15 protein-coding genes and 1 tRNA gene are annotated in these 16,199 nt (G+C 33.9%); 7 read left to right on the plus strand and 9 right to left on the minus strand.

Going from position 1 to position 16,199, the window contains the following annotated elements; all coding sequences use genetic code 11:
- Positions 1-62: 62 nt before the first annotated feature.
- Positions 63-503 (minus strand): TIGR02281 family clan AA aspartic protease, encoded by a 441-nt coding sequence (locus Q0838_RS02640; protein ID WP_298950899.1) that lies wholly within the window; start codon positions 501-503, stop codon positions 63-65.
- A 73-nt stretch (positions 504-576) separates the two neighbouring features.
- Here Q0838_RS02640 and Q0838_RS02645 point away from each other — a divergent pair, with 73 nt between their 5' ends.
- The 4 genes from Q0838_RS02645 to Q0838_RS02660 all read left to right on the plus strand — a co-directional run bounded on the left by Q0838_RS02645 (position 577) and on the right by Q0838_RS02660 (position 3,735).
- Positions 577-1,344: a TatD family hydrolase gene (locus tag Q0838_RS02645; protein WP_298950901.1), complete on the plus strand. Its 768-nt coding sequence runs from the start codon at positions 577-579 to the stop codon at positions 1,342-1,344.
- Positions 1,345-1,385: 41 nt separating this feature from the next.
- On the plus strand, positions 1,386-2,516 hold the full coding sequence (locus Q0838_RS02650) for a 1-acyl-sn-glycerol-3-phosphate acyltransferase (protein WP_298950903.1): 1,131 nt from the start codon (positions 1,386-1,388) through the stop codon (positions 2,514-2,516).
- Positions 2,506-3,582, plus strand: coding sequence for an asparaginase (locus tag Q0838_RS02655; RefSeq protein WP_298950905.1), 1,077 nt, complete (start codon positions 2,506-2,508; stop codon positions 3,580-3,582). Before Q0838_RS02650 ends, Q0838_RS02655 begins: the two co-directional genes overlap by 11 nt.
- A 68-nt stretch (positions 3,583-3,650) precedes the next feature.
- Positions 3,651-3,735: transfer RNA gene (locus Q0838_RS02660), tRNA-Ser, on the plus strand.
- 428 nt (positions 3,736-4,163) lie between these two features.
- Here the strand turns inward: Q0838_RS02660 and Q0838_RS02665 are convergent.
- From Q0838_RS02665 to Q0838_RS02685, 5 genes are all read right to left on the minus strand, one after another.
- Positions 4,164-4,577, minus strand: a complete 414-nt coding sequence (locus Q0838_RS02665) for a BLUF domain-containing protein (RefSeq protein ID WP_298950906.1) — start codon at positions 4,575-4,577, stop codon at positions 4,164-4,166.
- Between the two features lie 282 nt (positions 4,578-4,859).
- Positions 4,860-5,333 carry a PA2169 family four-helix-bundle protein gene (locus Q0838_RS02670; RefSeq protein WP_298950907.1) on the minus strand — a complete coding sequence of 158 codons (474 nt, stop codon included), beginning with the start codon at positions 5,331-5,333 and terminating at the stop codon, positions 4,860-4,862.
- 28 nt (positions 5,334-5,361) lie between these two features.
- Positions 5,362-5,487: a hypothetical protein gene (locus Q0838_RS02675; RefSeq protein WP_298950909.1), complete on the minus strand. Its 126-nt coding sequence runs from the start codon at positions 5,485-5,487 to the stop codon at positions 5,362-5,364.
- 139 nt (positions 5,488-5,626) lie between these two features.
- A complete protein-coding gene (locus Q0838_RS02680) occupies positions 5,627-7,342 on the minus strand; it encodes an FAD/NAD(P)-binding protein (RefSeq protein ID WP_298950911.1) in 1,716 nt (571 codons plus the stop codon).
- A gap of 644 nt (positions 7,343-7,986) precedes the next feature.
- On the minus strand, positions 7,987-10,212 hold the full coding sequence (locus Q0838_RS02685) for a response regulator (protein ID WP_298950916.1): 2,226 nt from the start codon (positions 10,210-10,212) through the stop codon (positions 7,987-7,989).
- Between the two features lie 233 nt (positions 10,213-10,445).
- Between Q0838_RS02685 and Q0838_RS02690 the strand changes: the two genes are divergently transcribed.
- The 3 genes from Q0838_RS02690 (at position 10,446) to Q0838_RS02700 (ending at position 13,165) form a co-directional block, all read left to right on the plus strand.
- Positions 10,446-11,036, plus strand: coding sequence for a HupE/UreJ family protein (locus tag Q0838_RS02690; RefSeq protein WP_298950918.1), 591 nt, complete (start codon positions 10,446-10,448; stop codon positions 11,034-11,036).
- Between the two features lie 123 nt (positions 11,037-11,159).
- Entirely contained in the window at positions 11,160-11,588 is a 429-nt protein-coding gene (locus Q0838_RS02695) for a dCMP deaminase family protein (protein ID WP_298950920.1), read from the plus strand.
- Positions 11,588-13,165: a S41 family peptidase gene (locus Q0838_RS02700; protein ID WP_298950922.1), complete on the plus strand. Its 1,578-nt coding sequence runs from the start codon at positions 11,588-11,590 to the stop codon at positions 13,163-13,165. Before Q0838_RS02695 ends, Q0838_RS02700 begins: the two co-directional genes overlap by 1 nt.
- Before the next feature lie 3 nt (positions 13,166-13,168).
- On the opposite strand, the gene Q0838_RS02705 is transcribed toward Q0838_RS02700, so the two are convergent.
- From Q0838_RS02705 to rpe, 3 genes are all read right to left on the minus strand, one after another.
- The gene (locus tag Q0838_RS02705) at positions 13,169-13,372 is read right to left on the minus strand and encodes a hypothetical protein (protein ID WP_298950924.1); all 204 of its coding nucleotides are present in this window, start codon (positions 13,370-13,372) and stop codon (positions 13,169-13,171) included.
- A 2-nt stretch (positions 13,373-13,374) separates the two neighbouring features.
- Positions 13,375-13,977: a MarC family protein gene (locus Q0838_RS02710; protein WP_298950925.1), complete on the minus strand. Its 603-nt coding sequence runs from the start codon at positions 13,975-13,977 to the stop codon at positions 13,375-13,377.
- Positions 13,978-14,206: 229 nt separating this feature from the next.
- Positions 14,207-14,863 (minus strand): ribulose-phosphate 3-epimerase, encoded by a 657-nt coding sequence (gene rpe, locus Q0838_RS02715; protein WP_298950927.1) that lies wholly within the window; start codon positions 14,861-14,863, stop codon positions 14,207-14,209.
- Positions 14,864-16,199 lie beyond the last annotated feature (1,336 nt).

The raw sequence follows: 16,199 nt of genomic DNA on the forward strand, positions 1-16,199 counted from the left end.
TTTCTAATCCATTATTTTAGGTAGAGTTAGCCCTGATTTTACATATTAGAGTCAGGTCTTTTTTATAGTTTTAAAAAGATCTTCTTTCCTTTATAATCGATAATAGCCTGGGCGGCTATTAAAAAATCGGCACCCAATAGACCTTGAATGGATCGCATTCCTTCAGTCTTTAACGCGTTATTGATGTAGCTCATGTCCATGGTTAATAAAGTACAGTCTTGGTCTGACCAGTCGCCTAGTTCTAGAGTGTTGTTATGTGATATGCGTGGCCTTAATGAACCGCTGGCAGTACCTATTTGCCTTTCCATAAATTCTGTTTCTAATTGAAATTCTTTATACATGGCCTGGTTGACACATGTCGCACTTGCGCCGGTGTCTATAATAAACCTACCAGAATAGCCGTTTATGGATGCTTTGGTAACTATGTGTCCGCTTTTTGCGGCAATTCTAATAGTATGGCTGGTGTAACCTTGAGATATTAGTAATTTTTTAATGGATGCCATGAAATATGTTTAAGAGGTAAATATAATTCCGCTTTCGCGAAAGCGGACTACTAACTATTCCTATTTTTGTTTTATGATTTTTACAGATACACATACACATTTATATAGTGAGGCTTTTGATGCAGACCAAGAGCAAATGATACAGCGAGCGATGGATGCTGGAGTTGAGCGATTTTTTATTCCCGCTATAGATTCTACATACACAGAGGCGATGCTAGACTTAAAAAAGCGATACCCTGAAAATGTCCACTTAATGACAGGACTGCATCCTACGCATGTTAAGGAGAATTATATCGAAGAGCTCGCGCATGTAAAAGAGTTGTTAGAAAAACAGACTTATGTGGCGGTAGGTGAGATAGGTATGGATTTATACTGGGATAAGACTTTTAAAAGGGAGCAGCAAGAAGCTTTTCATACCCAGATTAAATGGTCGGTAGAGAACAAATTGCCTATCGCTATTCACTGTCGTGAAGCATTTGACGAAGTTTTTGAGGTTTTAGAAGAGTATAAAAGTACTTCTTTACATGGAGTTTTTCACTGTTTTACAGGTAATGTAGAACAAGCAAGAAAAGCTGTTGATCTTAAAATGAAGTTAGGTGTAGGTGGTGTTGTGACTTTTAAAAATGGTAAAATAGATCAGTTTCTAGATCAAATACCGCTTTCTGAAATAGTCCTAGAGACAGATGCGCCATATCTGGCACCAGTGCCGTATAGAGGTAAACGTAATGAAAGTTCTTATCTGGTAAATGTGGCAGCAAAACTTGCTGCAATTTATGACAAGGACATCGCAGAAATAGCAGAAATCACAACCTTAAATTCGCGTGAAGTCTTCGGTATATAGACCTCAGTTGATTACATTTGTGTACCCTATAGCTTCACATTTTGAGTAGATACGACGACATAAGATTTTTTAACGACGCCGAAGTGCAAATAGCTCTTAAAAGCGCCGTGCGTCACCCTATGATAAAAGAGCTGTTTCAGTATAGTTTTCCTAAGAAGAGCTATGAAGAGGTGAGTGAAATTGTACTGGCATGTAGATCTATTAATGAATTTCAGCGAGATGTGATATGCAACACAGTAGAGCGTGTGCTAGAAGATTCCAGTGCTGGTTTAACCACGTCTGGTTTTGACGATTTAGATCCTGAAACTACCTATTTATACATTTCTAATCATAGGGATATCGTCTTAGATACATCTCTTATCAACCTTACCTTATTTAAAAAAGGCTTGATAAGGACAGCTAGTGCTATAGGTGATAATCTAGTGCAAAGACCATTTGTAAATGCATTGAGTAAACTAACTCGCAACTTTATCGTGAGACGTGGTGCTAGTCCTAGAGAAATTTTATTAAGTAGTAAGAAGTTAAGTGGGTATATAGACTATTTGATGCACAAAGAAAATAGAAGTGTATGGATAGCGCAAAGACAGGGACGTACCAAAGACGGTAACGATGTTACTGAGCAAGGTGTTCTTAAAATGATAGGTCTAGCTGCAGGTAAAAATAGTATAGAAGGTTATTTAAATAGCTTGCGTATTGTACCAGTCTCCATCTCTTATGAATATGATCCTACTGATATTTTAAAAGTACCAGAATTGCTCGCAAAACAAGCTGATCAAGAGTACATAAAATCTGAAAATGAAGATTTTAATAGCATACTTAAGGGTGCATTAGGTCAGAAAAAACATATCCACATTCACGCAGGAGAGCCGGTTCATATTCATGCACTAGAAGATCAAAGTACAAACCAGTTATTACAACGTGTGGTGCAACATCTAGATAAAGAAATACAGAATAATTACATGTTATGGCCTACTAATTATGTCGCGCATGACTTATTAACTTCTAGTTCTAAATACAAAGAACACTATTCTGATCACGATATGCAGCAATTTGAACGCAGATTGAGGTTAAGGGTAAATATAGAAGATCATAAAGCGGTAGAGAGTTTTCTTAACATGTACGCTCGACCAGTATTTAACAAAGAAAAACTGGCCATTACAAATGAAGCCTAATATATTATTAATTTATACCGGTGGTACCATCGGTATGATGAAGGATCCTGAGACTAAAGCTTTAAGAGCTTTTGACTTCTCAAAACTAATCGTACACATTCCAGAAATTAAACAACTGGACTGTAAGATAGATACCTATTCCTTTGACCATCCTATAGACTCATCTGACATGAATATAGAGGAATGGCGCAAATTAGGAAACGTCATTCATGAGAGATATGATAATTATGATGGTTTTGTAGTCTTACACGGTAGTGATACCATGTCTTATACCGGTAGTACACTTAGTTTTATGTTTGAAAATTTAACTAAGCCTATTATCCTTACAGGTTCTCAACTACCGATAGGAGACTTGCGTACGGATGCAAAAGAAAATCTTATAACCAGCCTTCAACTAGCTACAGAGCGGTATAATAACGAGCCTATCATTAAAGAAGTTTGTATTTATTTTGAATACCAACTTTATAGAGCAAATAGAACTGCAAAGATGAATGCCGAGCATTTTGAAGCCTTCAGCTCGCCTAATTATCCGCCACTGGCTATAAGTGGTGTACATTTAAATATAGACCAGAGCTTGTTATGGAAATGGCAGGTGGATGATCCCGCTTTTGCGAAAGCGAATACAAGAAAGTCCTTTTTGATAAATTCTAACCGCATGAGATACCGTCCAGATCTTGTTGACCATGTGGTAGTTTTAAAGTTATTTCCAGGAATCACAAAAAAAGTTGTGCAAGCTATTTGCGGTATTCCAGGACTTAAAGGTATTATTTTAGAAACTTATGGTAGTGGTAACGCGCCTACACAAAAGTGGTTTGTTGATATTCTTAAAGAAACTTTATTAAAAAATATTAGAATAGTAAATGTTACACAATGCGTGGGCGGTGCGGTGTCAATGGGTAAATATGAAACTAGTGTACAGCTCAAAAAGATAGGACTAGTCTCTGGTAAAGATATAACTACAGAGGCAGCACTAGCTAAAATGATGTACTTGTTGCGTCACACAGATAATAGGGACGATTTTAGACACTACTTTGAAACTTCTTTACGAGGCGAAATAAGTGAATAGAATATAAAATAAAAAAACATTGGCTTTAAAAGGTATATTGCCTTATTATTGCAGACTAAATAATTTTTAGAGAGGTGGCCGAGTGGTCGAAGGCGCACGCCTGGAAAGCGTGTAAACGGCAACGTTTCGAGGGTTCGAATCCCTTCCTCTCTACAAAAGGAACTCTAAAACTGCATTTTTGCAGTTTTAGATTCTAATAATCACAAAAGGAGTCCAAGCAGTGCTTGTAGACTCCTATTGCGATTTTTATGCCTATTCAAGATAACTTTTCGGGATCAATTTATTAATCCCTTCCTTTCTATTTTTAACCTCGTAGTGATCTGATTACGCAGTTTTTATTTTTTTTAAGCGGCGTAATCAGGGAATTAATATGGGCAAAGCAAAAGAACTGTTCTATTTTAAAGAATACCTACCTTTTATTAAATCCATTAACATTAAAGATTTAAAAAGACTTGATGAAGCTTTTTTTGTCTTTGGTCAATTCTTAAATACGCGCAATTACAACACATTATTTTAATAGAATAGTAGATTAAAATAGGTTTTCTGAACTTATACTACTGGTTTTTGAGTATTTCTAGAAATTAAAAATCGCCCAACATAGCAAACGGTTTTAGTAATCTCTTTAGTTTTAGGTTAGTAGAATTTGCGTTGTTCTGACTCAGGTAACTAACAAGAATCTCTAGATCTTCTGAAGATTTTACAATATCAAATTCTGATTTATAACCTTTAAAAACGGGATGAGTCGTGTGTTTGTTGTAAACCTCATAAATGTCACTGTGCCTTGTATCTTCTTGTATTTTTTCAAAAAGATTTTTTAAATGACGCTCTTCGCCTTCTAGTACCTGAAAAAAATTATTTATAGAATGTAGGAGAAATCCGCTTACTTTATTACTGTTATTAACGCTAGAGGTATTTTTAAAAAGCTCCTTAATATCTTGTGTTGTAAGTTCTTGAGCGGCTTTGCTTATGTAACAAATGGTGTAAGTAGAGTCCATAATTAAAAATTAAAAGGACAAATTTAAATATTTGTAAGAAAAAAGCTTATAATAAAGTGTAAATATTTTTACATTAATAACCCTTGTTAAGTTAAACAAGGGGTGTTATTACCTTTAGTTTATCAAATTTTAAGTTATCTACTTAGAGTATCCTGTTTTATGTATGGATAAAGTGGCATAGAACAGGAAATAAAAATTGTTTTAACATTAAAATAATGGGGTAATCATTGTCAAAAAATTGACTTGACCCAGATCAGTTTCTCTTACGTTTTTACAATCTTACTACATGATGTCATCTAATTTTTTGATGGTATGTAACGTGTTTTGAATATTGCTTAATTGTTGTCTAACAATATTTTTTGACTCGTGTAAGTAATTTTGATTATCAAGAACAGTTTGATATTCTTCTACAGCTGCTTTATCACCTCTAATACATTCTTCTAGAATAGCCTGATCGTTTTTACCTGTAAAAACCGTTTTAAAATCCATCCATGTTCTGTGAACGCCTGCTGTGGTGCTACCTTTTTCAATAGGTGTGGCATTCAAGTCTCTTATTGCCTTGTCTAGTTCATTTGCATTCTGACTTCTACTAGCTGCTTGTTTTGTGAAGTAGGTTTTTAAATATGGGTTTTTAGCATCTAATAACGCATTTTTATAGCCAGACTCTGCATCGTAATTTTTTTCTAATAGTTGGTTTAATGCATTTACAGTTTCGTCTAGCGCCATTTGTTTTGCTTCTTCTCTCGTAGTTTCCATAGTTTATTTTTTTAAGATTAATTAGTCTTTATATAGTTCTTTCTATTTTTTGATCGATTTGCTGCAATTGCTTTTTACGCTGGTGCTCCATATATAAATTATAGGCTTGAAATGCTAGTTGAGCAACCGTTGATATTTTAAAGAACTTTTTCATTTTTTATTTTAAAGATAGTTTTACTACTAGAATTTGAAAGGTATTTTAATACTGTTTAACAGGTTGTTGATAACAAATTCTTAAATAAAATGAGATTTTTTCTCTTATTATTAATTATTTAAGAAATACATGCGATCATTTAAGCGATTCTGTTAACGATTGCGTCTGCCCAGTCTTCTATCCTTTTACCAAAACACTCTAGGATAGCATCTACTCCCATAACACTACCTTTACAATTGCGACCTAACATGGTAAGGTGAATCCTATTATCTTGTGTGTCTAGCTGTACAGTACCGTCTTTATTTGTGAATACTCCTAGATCGCTAGTGACTGGTTTTAGTAAATCGTTTTTCATAAGGTCCGTTATGAGGCCACTCTCTATATCTACTAATCTAGGTGTGTCTAAAACCGTATTTATCATTACATTTATGTGTTGTGTTTGCTGGTTGTTATTTAATTTCCATCCTTTTACATTACTATTTATGCTTGGATTTTTTATATAGTTAAGGTCTAATACGCCAGCTTCTTCTAGCGCAATTAGTTGCAGTATGCTCTCTACTGGAGGTCCATAAGAATATCTTTTTGTGCTCTCGTCTAGTTTAATAAGATCTCCCATGATAAGATCGTTAAGATCACAATGTGAGAACAACTCGTACATAGATGGTTGTAAATGTCTCCATACTTGTCCTAGAGTGTAGTCTAATGATACTGTAGTTTTACCCATGGCCATTTGTGCTGTGGCTTTCATATATTGTTTACAACCTATGCTGGTATCTAGGATAAGCTCGTGTTTATAACTCATATCACGCATCCATTTTTTTGCTATACTAAATACGCTTTTATCCTCCACAGAGTTATTTACAGAGGCGTTTTTGTTATGCAAGGGTATAGCCACGTCCAGAAAGGCGTCATATAAAAAGTTTAGATCTTTTAGAGTACCCACACTCTGTAATGAGTGAACTATTTTTGATTTAAAACTACAGATTTGAGCAGTGTCAGGGGTGAAGAGTTGGTCTACCTCTTTTCCTAGAGGTTTAGGTACGGCTGGTAGTCCATTAAGTGAAAAAGGGACTATTTTTTTGATCGATGTATCGCTAGGGATGTATTTTAAAAAGTCACTGTCTTTGATTTTCTTAAATTCGGCACCTTTTTCTACGGTCAGGATTCTAGTCAGATCTATCATAGCAAGACCAAAACCTCTTAATGCGACTTTATCATTTTCAGTAACTTTATCTAAAACCTCTTTTTCATATTCATAAGGATTGTCAAATAATTTTCCCGCTCCTTTTTTACATTGTTCTTTCCATGATTTAATTTGATCATCGTCTTTTGTGGGCTGGTGTCCTATGGTGAGCAGGCATTCATCATACTGGTGTGAGATGTTATGTGCATCTGTCATAATAAAATATGGATTTTTATACGTCAGTTCGTTTACCTTTTCTGTCTTAACCTCTAGTATCTCGTGGTTGATAAGTGTAGTGGCTATAGAAGTAAAACGTTGATGAAGATATGATCCCATAATTTTTCTAGGCGGGAATTGATCTATCTGATCAGATAACGCATGGTTATGATATTTCTCTATCCAGTCTATAAAAGAAGGGAATCTGGGAATTTTACAAGATTTATAATACGTTTCAGAACGGCCTTTTAAGTTTATGAGGGCGCGGTCTGATATATTTAGCCAGTTAGATTTAGCCTGATCTGTTTTCCATACTTGACCAGATCCTAATTCTGGTTGGTCATCGTAAATGGTGATGTGTATGTTGTTGTCTCGCTTTCGCGAAAGCGAATTTATTAAACACTCTAAGCTATGTAAACCTCTAGGACCACAACCTATAATAGCAATTCTTTTCATTTTCAGATATTATGGTATAAGGATACTCATCAATTATTGTTTTTATTGTTAATTATCTTGTAATAAGTTTATTCTTTAGATCTTAAGTGGTGGGCTATGGAATAGTAATGTTCTTTTTGCTTGATATTTTATTAGTCTTATTTAACTTAAGAGGTATTTTAAGTTAAACAGTTTATAGGTATTAACTTTTTGAGTAAACGCAAAGATTTGTATTTTATCAAATGTCAAAATTTTCAAGTAAAGGATGTTATGACACGTAAATTAATTACTGTTCTATAGGTTAGGGGATGAAATAGTTTATCGATACGTTCCTTAAACATGGAGTAAAAGGTCATTTTATGGTAGAGTAAGTGGTGATCTGGTAAGAATTACAAGTAATACAGATCTCGTGCATCTAACTAGCGGTAGTGGGTATCGCAATATGCTTGTTGGTCATATATTAATCGACGATTTCATGTATTCACAATTAGGCAACTATAGATTAAGAATTAGATATCTTTAAATGCAGTATCTAAGTTTTTAAAGACCGGTCACAGACGTTTTCCTGTTATTAAAAAAGGTAAGTGGATAGGTTAAATATCGAGAATGGATGTTATATTACTACTACACGACTTAAAGGTGACGAGTGGAGATAGGTGTTCTTATCACGATTCTTTTTGTGGAGCAACTATGTTGTTAATGATTGCTCTCTTAAATGCCTTAATGTCATAAGGTTTTATAATAATATCATCCATACCAGAATCTAGAATACTCTGTCGCATCTCGGCTATTTCTACAGCGGTTAATGCAATTATAGGGGTGTTGTAAGTTTTTTTAATTATTCTAGTAGCTTCTAGCCCGTCCATTACGGGCATGTTAACATCCATTAATATCAGGTCATAAGAATTGTGTTGTGTGGAATGTACTGCATCTTTTCCATTTTCTACTATAGTGCAAATAACTCCGTCTTTTGCTAAAATCTTTTTGGTCACCATTTGATTAATGCGGTTATCCTCGGCAATGAGGATGTGTTTACCTTTAAGGATTTGAGTATCTATCAGGAAGGATTTTGTAGATGAATATTCTGGATGACTTTCTTCTGTAACTACTTCATAGATGAGATCAAAGCTGAATGTAGACCCTTTTCCTAATTCAGTTTCTAAATTTATAGTAGAACCTGATAAATTCAATATGCGTTTTACAATAGGTAATCCTAATCCAGTACCTTGATAATTATAACTAAGAGAGTCTCCTTGTTTAAATTCTTCAAAAATGTATTCTTTCTTATCTTGTGCGATTCCTTCACCATTATCCTTGATGGAAAACCCCAGCTTTATTTTATTCTCAGGCAGCAGTTCTGAGGTTACAGTAATATCAATGAGTCCGTTTTCAGTAAATTTACACGCATTACCTATAAGGTTCATCAATACTTGAGATAATCGAGTGGCATTACCTTTAACTACAGCAGGTAAATCACTAGCTAGATGGATGTTGATCTCGTTTTTATTTTGCCTGCGTATGTATTCAAAGGTACTGACTATTTTTTCTATTAATCCACAGGGATTAAACTGTACCTCTTCATTGTCGATTTTATTAGAATCTATTTTGTTGATTTGTAACACGTCATTTACTAAGGCTAGTAAATAGTCTGCAGAGAATTTTAAAGATTTTAAATCATCCTCAATATCTTTTCCTTTATTGTTTTCTAACAGTATAGTACTTAAACCTATTACACCATATAGAGGTGTACGTAATTCATGGCTCACCGTACTGAAAAAGTCACTTTTTGCAAGTGCTAGTTTTTCTGCTTTAGTTTTTTGATTGAGGTACTGTAAGTTCTTATCCTTTAAAGCTCTATTATATTGTTTCCTTTTTTTAGAAAGCTTGAAAGTGAAATACAGGCTTAGAAATGTAATTCCTGTTATGCATATTAAAGCATAGTTTACGGTTGTTTTTGTACGTATTTGTTTTTCTTGTAACTCACTTTCAGCTTCTGACTTTTCTAAATCTCTTTTAAATTGATCGTGCTTAAAACGGGCTACCATTTTATTGTTTTCTATGACTGCTCGTTGCTTTGCTCTTAATTTAAATAAGTTTTCATATTTGAGTCTAGTTTCATAGGCTTCTTCGTACCTGTCTTGTGCTGATAGACTTTGTGAATATAAATCGTATGATCGCTGTAATTCATCTTGGAAACCTAGATTTGTGCTTAAATCAATTGCTGCTTTTAATAAGGAATCTGTCTTTGCATAATCACCAGAATGAAAATAATAATTTGCACTCATGTTATGTATAGAAGAACGGTAAAGTGTTTTATCATACTTCTCAAACATCGCTCCATTGAGTTTATCGATAACTAGTTTCATCTCTGTAAACCTGCCGCAATCATTTAATGCGTCTGCATAGTTATGGTATATGTACAAGAGTCCCAGCGTGTCATTATTAGTCTTATAAATCTTTATAGCTTTTGCGTTATACTTTTTTGCAATATTATTTGTTTTTGGCTTTAATAAATAGATGCTAGAAAGGTCTCCATATGTATTTGCCAGGACGACAGGATCCTTGAGTTTTTTTGCTATATCATGTGCAAGATTAAAATTTTTAAGGGCTTCTATGGTGTCACCTTGGTTGAGGTAATCGTATCCTAAATAACCATATGCTCTACTGGTATAAACATCATTTTTAAGTAATAGAGCTAGTTTTAATGTTTTTAAATTAGTTTCAAAAGACTTTATATAATTCCCTTCAGAAAATAAATTGTAAGATTTATCAAATAAAGAATCCATCGACTTCTCATCTATGACAAGAGAGTTTTTCTGGGCATTAATTATACCAGTACAAAAAGTAAGTAGTATAACGACTAGTATGTATAGGGGTTTTTTAAGGGTCAAGTGTTTGATTATAAGATATTCTGCAAAAATATTATCTTTTTACCTTTAAATAGCTCTTTAAGAAGTTAAATCATAGAATGTGCTTAGAAAAAAGCGGTTTGCCGATTATACCACAGGTGCCATTAACATTATAAGTGCTTATTTATAGATTCTTGTACATATCTTAGAGCAAAGCACTTTCATTCTCTCTATCTAATCCTTATTTTTGGTCATACCCTAAAAAGCTATTTCTAATGGACGATTTTATTTTATATGTTAAAGAAGGTTTCTACCACGTTATGAATTTTAACGTCGGTGCATATGACCATGTACTTTTCTTTATTCTTATGGCGGTGCCATTCTTATTTAATAGCTGGAAAAAGCTTTTAGGACTGAGTCTAGCATTTACAGTAGGTCATATACTATCGTTATTATTAGTGATTTATGGTAAGGTTTCTTTTAATAGTTCTTACATAGAGTTTCTCATTGTAGTCACTATCGCAATTACAGCGTTATATAACATTTTTACAGCAGGAAAAAGACATCGGGATAACCACAACTGGATCACCATGATATTTGCATTATTCTTTGGACTTATCCATGGATTTGGTTTCTCTAGTGGTTTTAAAATGTTAGCAGCAGGAGCAGAGAGTGATTTATTAATGTTATTAGAATTTGCACTAGGACTAGAGTTAGGGCAACTACTTATCATATTTGTCATTCTTGTCTTAAACTTTATATTTACAGGGATATTCCGTTTTAATAAAAAAGAATGGGTTCAAATTATTTCTTCTATCATTTTAGGAATGATCCTACCGCTATTAATAGTTAGATGGATTTTTTAGAAATTGTTTTATCTCGCTTTCGCGAAAGCGAAACAGACACAACTATTATGACAGATTATTTACTAAGTAATCACTTCTAAGCAGCGCTTAAAATAGAAGTACTCTTATCCTTATACTAAGAAAGTGAAAAAAGAAAAACAACATAGATACGACGTTGCTTATTTAAGAATGGCGACAGAATGGGGTAAATTATCTCACTGCCAGCGCCGTCAGGTAGGTGCGCTTATCGTACGCGATCGCATGATAATAAGCGATGGTTATAACGGTACACCTAGCGGTTTTGAAAATTTTTGTGAAGATGATGAGGGGTACACAAAATGGTATGTACTACATGCTGAGGCTAATGCAATTTTAAAAGTCGCTGGCTCAACTCAAAGCTGTCGCGACGCAACACTTTATATAACTATGTCACCGTGCAAAGACTGTAGTAAGTTAATACATCAAAGCGGTATAAAACGTGTAGTTTATATGGAAGGCTATAAAGATGATAGTGGTTTACAATTTTTAGAAAAAGCTGGGGTTATTATAGAACAAATAGAAGAAATCGATTAATGAAAAAAAATCTCCTGTTTTATCCATTATTCTTGGGAATATTCTTTGCCGTAGGTATATGGTTAGGGAATGCTCTTAACAGTAATAATATAGGTGATAATTATATTGCATCTTCTAGTACTGCAAAAAAGCGCAAGCTTAATAGATTGATCGATCTTATAGACCAGCGGTATGTAGATAAGATAGATACGGACAGTATAGTTGATGTGACGGTAAATGAGATTATGCAAAATCTCGATCCGCATTCTGTTTATATACCTAGCGACCAGACAGAAGATATAGAGAATAGCATGAGAGGGGATTTTGTAGGTATAGGAATACGCTTTTTTGTGAATCAGGACTCGATATCTGTTTTGAGATCTATTGAAGACGGACCCAGTGATAAGGCGGGAATAAAAGGAGGTGATAAGATTTTATATGCAGACGGTAAACCACTATTCGGTGAGAACGCTGTTTCTACTACTGTTTTAAAGGGAGAAAAAGGTTCTCGTGTGGTTTTAGGTATATTAAGACCTGGAGATGACACCATAATTAACATACCAGTTACTAGAGGTAATGTCGCCATTAAGAGTATAGACGCAGCTTATATGCTTACTGGCAGTCTAGGTTATATAAAAATCAACCGATTTGCAGAAACTACCGACGTGGAGTTTGAGCAGGTTATTAAAGATTTAAAAAAATCTGGTGCAACTCAAATAGCTTTGGATCTAAGAGATAATCCAGGAGGCGTTTTGAGCGCCGCGATTCATATAGCTGATGAGTTTCTGGAAGAGGATAAGTTGATTCTTTTCCAAAAAGATCGCAATCAAATACGCAAGGATAGTTATGCAACAGATTACGGTTCTTATGAGAATAGCGACGTGTTTATATTAATAAATGAAAATAGTGCAAGTGCAAGTGAGGTGGTAGCAGGCGCTCTACAAGATAACGATACCGGTACTATTATAGGTCGTAGGAGTTTTGGAAAAGGGCTGGTGCAGCAAGAGATTAAATTGGGTGACGGTAGTTCTGTAAGGTTAACGATAGCTAGATATTTTACTCCTACTGGTAGAAGTATACAAAGACCTTATGATAACGGGAACGAAGACTACTTTAAAGAGTACATTGATAGATATAATAATGGAGAATTATTAGATGAGTCTAATATAATAGTAAATGACTCCTTGCGCCAGGTTACACCAGGCGGTAAGGTGGTTTATGGTGGCGGTGGTATTATACCAGACGTTTTTGTACCTAGCCCAGATGATTACATCCTACAGACTCTAGATTACTTTGGTAGAACAGGTTTTGCAGACCAATTTGTAAATAAATATCTACAAGAAGAAGGACATTCCTTGAGAGCATTATCTCAAGAACAATTTATAAATAGCTACCAGGTTTCAGAAAACTTAATGGAAGAGTTTATACTCTATGCCCAATTATACAATACTAGTATGAAGCTGCCAGGTTATAGAGATGAGATAAGTTTAATTATTAAATCTTCCATGGCAGAGCAGCTTTTTACAACACAGCTTAAAATAAAATTACTAAATCAAGATGATATAATGATTGAAAAATTACTAGAATTAAGTAATTAAAAATTAATTATTCTCTTCGTATTTATCTTTAATTTTATGAGAAACTAGCATAATACACATAAGTATACCTACACATAATGCAGCCACTATACTTATGGCGCCTATCTGGCTTTGTCCTTGAAGTAAGTGGTTCATATCTAATTTTGTTGCGTTAAAAATGATACTAGCAATCGCAAGAATCAAAATAAAATAAAATACATATTTCATAACTAGAATAGCTCTTTAATATTTGCTGTAAATAATTTCACAGCTATGGCTAGCAAGATAACACCAAAGATTTTTCTAACCACATTAATTCCTTGTTTACCTATTAGTTTTTCTATGCGACCAGAATTTTTTAGAACTATGTACACAAAAACAATGTTGAATATAATGGCTAAGATAATATTAATAGCAGAGTATTCGGACCTTAAAGAAAGTACAGATGTTAACGTTCCTGCACCAGCAATAAGCGGAAAAGCAATAGGGATAATAGCAGCAGTCTCAGGGGCATCATCCTTATAAAGCTGTATACCTAAAATCATTTCTAGTGCGATAAAGAAAATAATAAAAGCTCCAGCCACTGCAAATGAGTTCACGTCTATACCTATTAGGCTTAACATACTCTCTCCTACAAACATGAAAGCAATCATAAGTACTCCAGCAACTATAGAGGCCTTTTCACTCTGTACATGTCCCACTTTACGCCTTAAATCGACAATGATAGGGATACTACCTATTATATCAATAACCGCAAAAAGTATCATTCCAGCCGTAAAGGTTTCCTTAAAATCAAAGGCAGTAAAAAATTCTATGAAGGTATTATTTTCCATAACATCTGTTTTTCAGCGTGCAAAAGTAATTCTAATTAACTGTTTAATGATTAACAATATAGGTTAAATAAACATTAAGGATAATGAGAGGCATAAATAACTTTAAGTAATAGTTGAAATGCAATAGCCTTACCATTACATCGATTAACCTGATGTAATGGTAAGGCCATGTGCACTTTATTATAGTTGTTATAAAGGACTGCGTCACCTATAATTACATCTATTTTTTCTAGTTAACTAGTTTTTTAAGACCAGCAACAGTAGCTTCTTGATCGCTAGATTTAAAAACATAACTACCAGCAACCAGAACGTCTGCTCCTGCGTCTACCAGTTGTTTTGCATTTTTATCGGTAACGCCACCATCTATTTCTATAAGAGTATCAGCGCCTTTTTCAGTGATCATCTTTTTAAGAGCTTTGACTTTTTCATACGTATTCTCAATAAAAACCTGCCCACCAAAACCAGGGTTTACACTCATAATACATACCATGTCCAGATCTTGTATTACATCTTTTAATAAATCAACACTAGTGTGTGGGTTTAATGCCACACCAGCTTGCATTCCATGAGATTTTATCAATTGCAGCGTTCTATGTAAATGCGTGCACGCTTCATAATGTACCGTAAGAATGTTGCAGCCTAAATTTGCAAAAGTCTCCACATAACGATCTGGATCAATGATCATTAAATGACAATCGATAGTTTTAGTCGCATGCTTTACAATATCTCGCAATACAGGCATACCAAAGGAGATGTTAGGAACAAAAACACCATCCATAATATCTATGTGAAACCAGTCGGCATCACTGCGGTTAATCATTTCTACATCACGTTGTAGATTAGCAAAATCTGCAGCAAGTACTGATGGTGCGATAAGTTTAGACATCTTGTATGTTTTAAAGGTTTTGCAAATTTAAGATTTTTGATTCCGCTTTCGCGAAAGCGAGACCACAAATAAATCTTAATCATTATACTAACTATTTACAATTTCACATGGAACCTTTATCATTATTTAATGAAAGCATATTCTATGTTGTCAAATTTCAAGAAAATGTGATCTCTCCTTTTATTGGAAATCAGAACCTCAGTTGTGAAGCTTGTTTAATTTGATTTCATAGAGCTTCAAGGATTTCTTAAACAAAACATTTACAAGGAGTTAAAAATTCATGAAAATCCTCTTAATGCATTCTTAATAATTTTTTTACCAGTCTTTATTTTTTTATTTGTAATGATCTGAAGATCAAATAATTTACCTCTTTAAACGAGGTAAGCCGAAAAGCGTTAAGAGTAGGTACTAACTTTAATATTTTTAAAATGAAAAATAATTTTAAATTTTTACCACTTTTATTATTTGGTCTTTGTGCTTCTTTAAACTCTTGTAGCACATAGGGAGATATTGCTGTTGGAAATAGCAATATCTCACAGAAAAATGACTTTATTAAACCATCTCGTTCAATAGAGTATTTTGATTCAATGATTCCTGATAGTTATGATGGTGTAGAGTTATTAGCAGTTGAAACTGTAGGGCAGAGCGATTATAATGTATTGTCACAATCATTTCACATAAAAGAATTATGATTTAGAAGCTGTATCAAAAGTTAGTTTACTAATAACAGGAGAAAGTTATACTTTTCAAATCTTACCATTAACTGAAGCGACCCATCTAGCGCATTTATATATTTCAAAAAATGGGTTTTATGATCCAAACGTTTTACTCGTTGAAATAAGTGATTCAAAAACGTCTTATGATTTTAGTTATAGTAAACGATTTAGATTAAAAGCAAGTGCCGAAGAGTGTAATGAAGGTGCAGATAAAGTGATGAAAGTAGGAGGTGCTATTGCATTTGGAGGGTTTTTCGGTTGTGCTCCTTGTCCATTTGTCGGTGGTGCTGTAGCGACTGTGGCTGGTGTGATGAGCCTATTTTGTTAAATTTCACAACATCAAGAATTTTAATTAAAAAATATGATTTTAGAAAATAAAATAATTGTTATCATTTCTAGCATTGCAGCTATAAACATAATTTTCAAATTTATTGATCAATTTCAATTGGACTATATTTTATTCATGTCGTTGATAGTATTTATAGTTACTGCATTTTTCTACGTGAATAAGAATAAAGGAAATGCAGAATGAATACTTAATAACAATAGCGTCCTAAACGTTTAAAAAGAGAAAGGGAAATTTGTTCCTCAAAGTTACCTTTGTGGTGCAACACAAAAAA

The organism is uncultured Nonlabens sp. (assembly GCF_947495285.1).
Lineage (GTDB): Bacteria > Bacteroidota > Bacteroidia > Flavobacteriales > Flavobacteriaceae > Nonlabens.

Coding starts and splice junctions, on each gene's coding strand:
- Q0838_RS02700 (WP_298950922.1), top strand. CDS start 11,588: ATGAAAAAAAATCTCCTGTTTTATCCATTATTCTTGGGAATATTCTTT.
- Q0838_RS02690 (WP_298950918.1), top strand. CDS start 10,446: ATGGACGATTTTATTTTATATGTTAAAGAAGGTTTCTACCACGTTATG.
- Q0838_RS02705 (WP_298950924.1), bottom strand. CDS start 13,372: ATGAAATATGTATTTTATTTTATTTTGATTCTTGCGATTGCTAGTATC.
- Q0838_RS02645 (WP_298950901.1), top strand. CDS start 577: ATGATTTTTACAGATACACATACACATTTATATAGTGAGGCTTTTGAT.
- Q0838_RS02655 (WP_298950905.1), top strand. CDS start 2,506: ATGAAGCCTAATATATTATTAATTTATACCGGTGGTACCATCGGTATG.
- Q0838_RS02710 (WP_298950925.1), bottom strand. CDS start 13,977: ATGGAAAATAATACCTTCATAGAATTTTTTACTGCCTTTGATTTTAAG.
- Q0838_RS02640 (WP_298950899.1), bottom strand. CDS start 503: ATGGCATCCATTAAAAAATTACTAATATCTCAAGGTTACACCAGCCAT.
- Q0838_RS02675 (WP_298950909.1), bottom strand. CDS start 5,487: ATGAAAAAGTTCTTTAAAATATCAACGGTTGCTCAACTAGCATTTCAA.
- Q0838_RS02665 (WP_298950906.1), bottom strand. CDS start 4,577: ATGGACTCTACTTACACCATTTGTTACATAAGCAAAGCCGCTCAAGAA.
- Q0838_RS02680 (WP_298950911.1), bottom strand. CDS start 7,342: ATGAAAAGAATTGCTATTATAGGTTGTGGTCCTAGAGGTTTACATAGC.
- rpe (WP_298950927.1), bottom strand. CDS start 14,863: ATGTCTAAACTTATCGCACCATCAGTACTTGCTGCAGATTTTGCTAAT.
- Q0838_RS02670 (WP_298950907.1), bottom strand. CDS start 5,333: ATGGAAACTACGAGAGAAGAAGCAAAACAAATGGCGCTAGACGAAACT.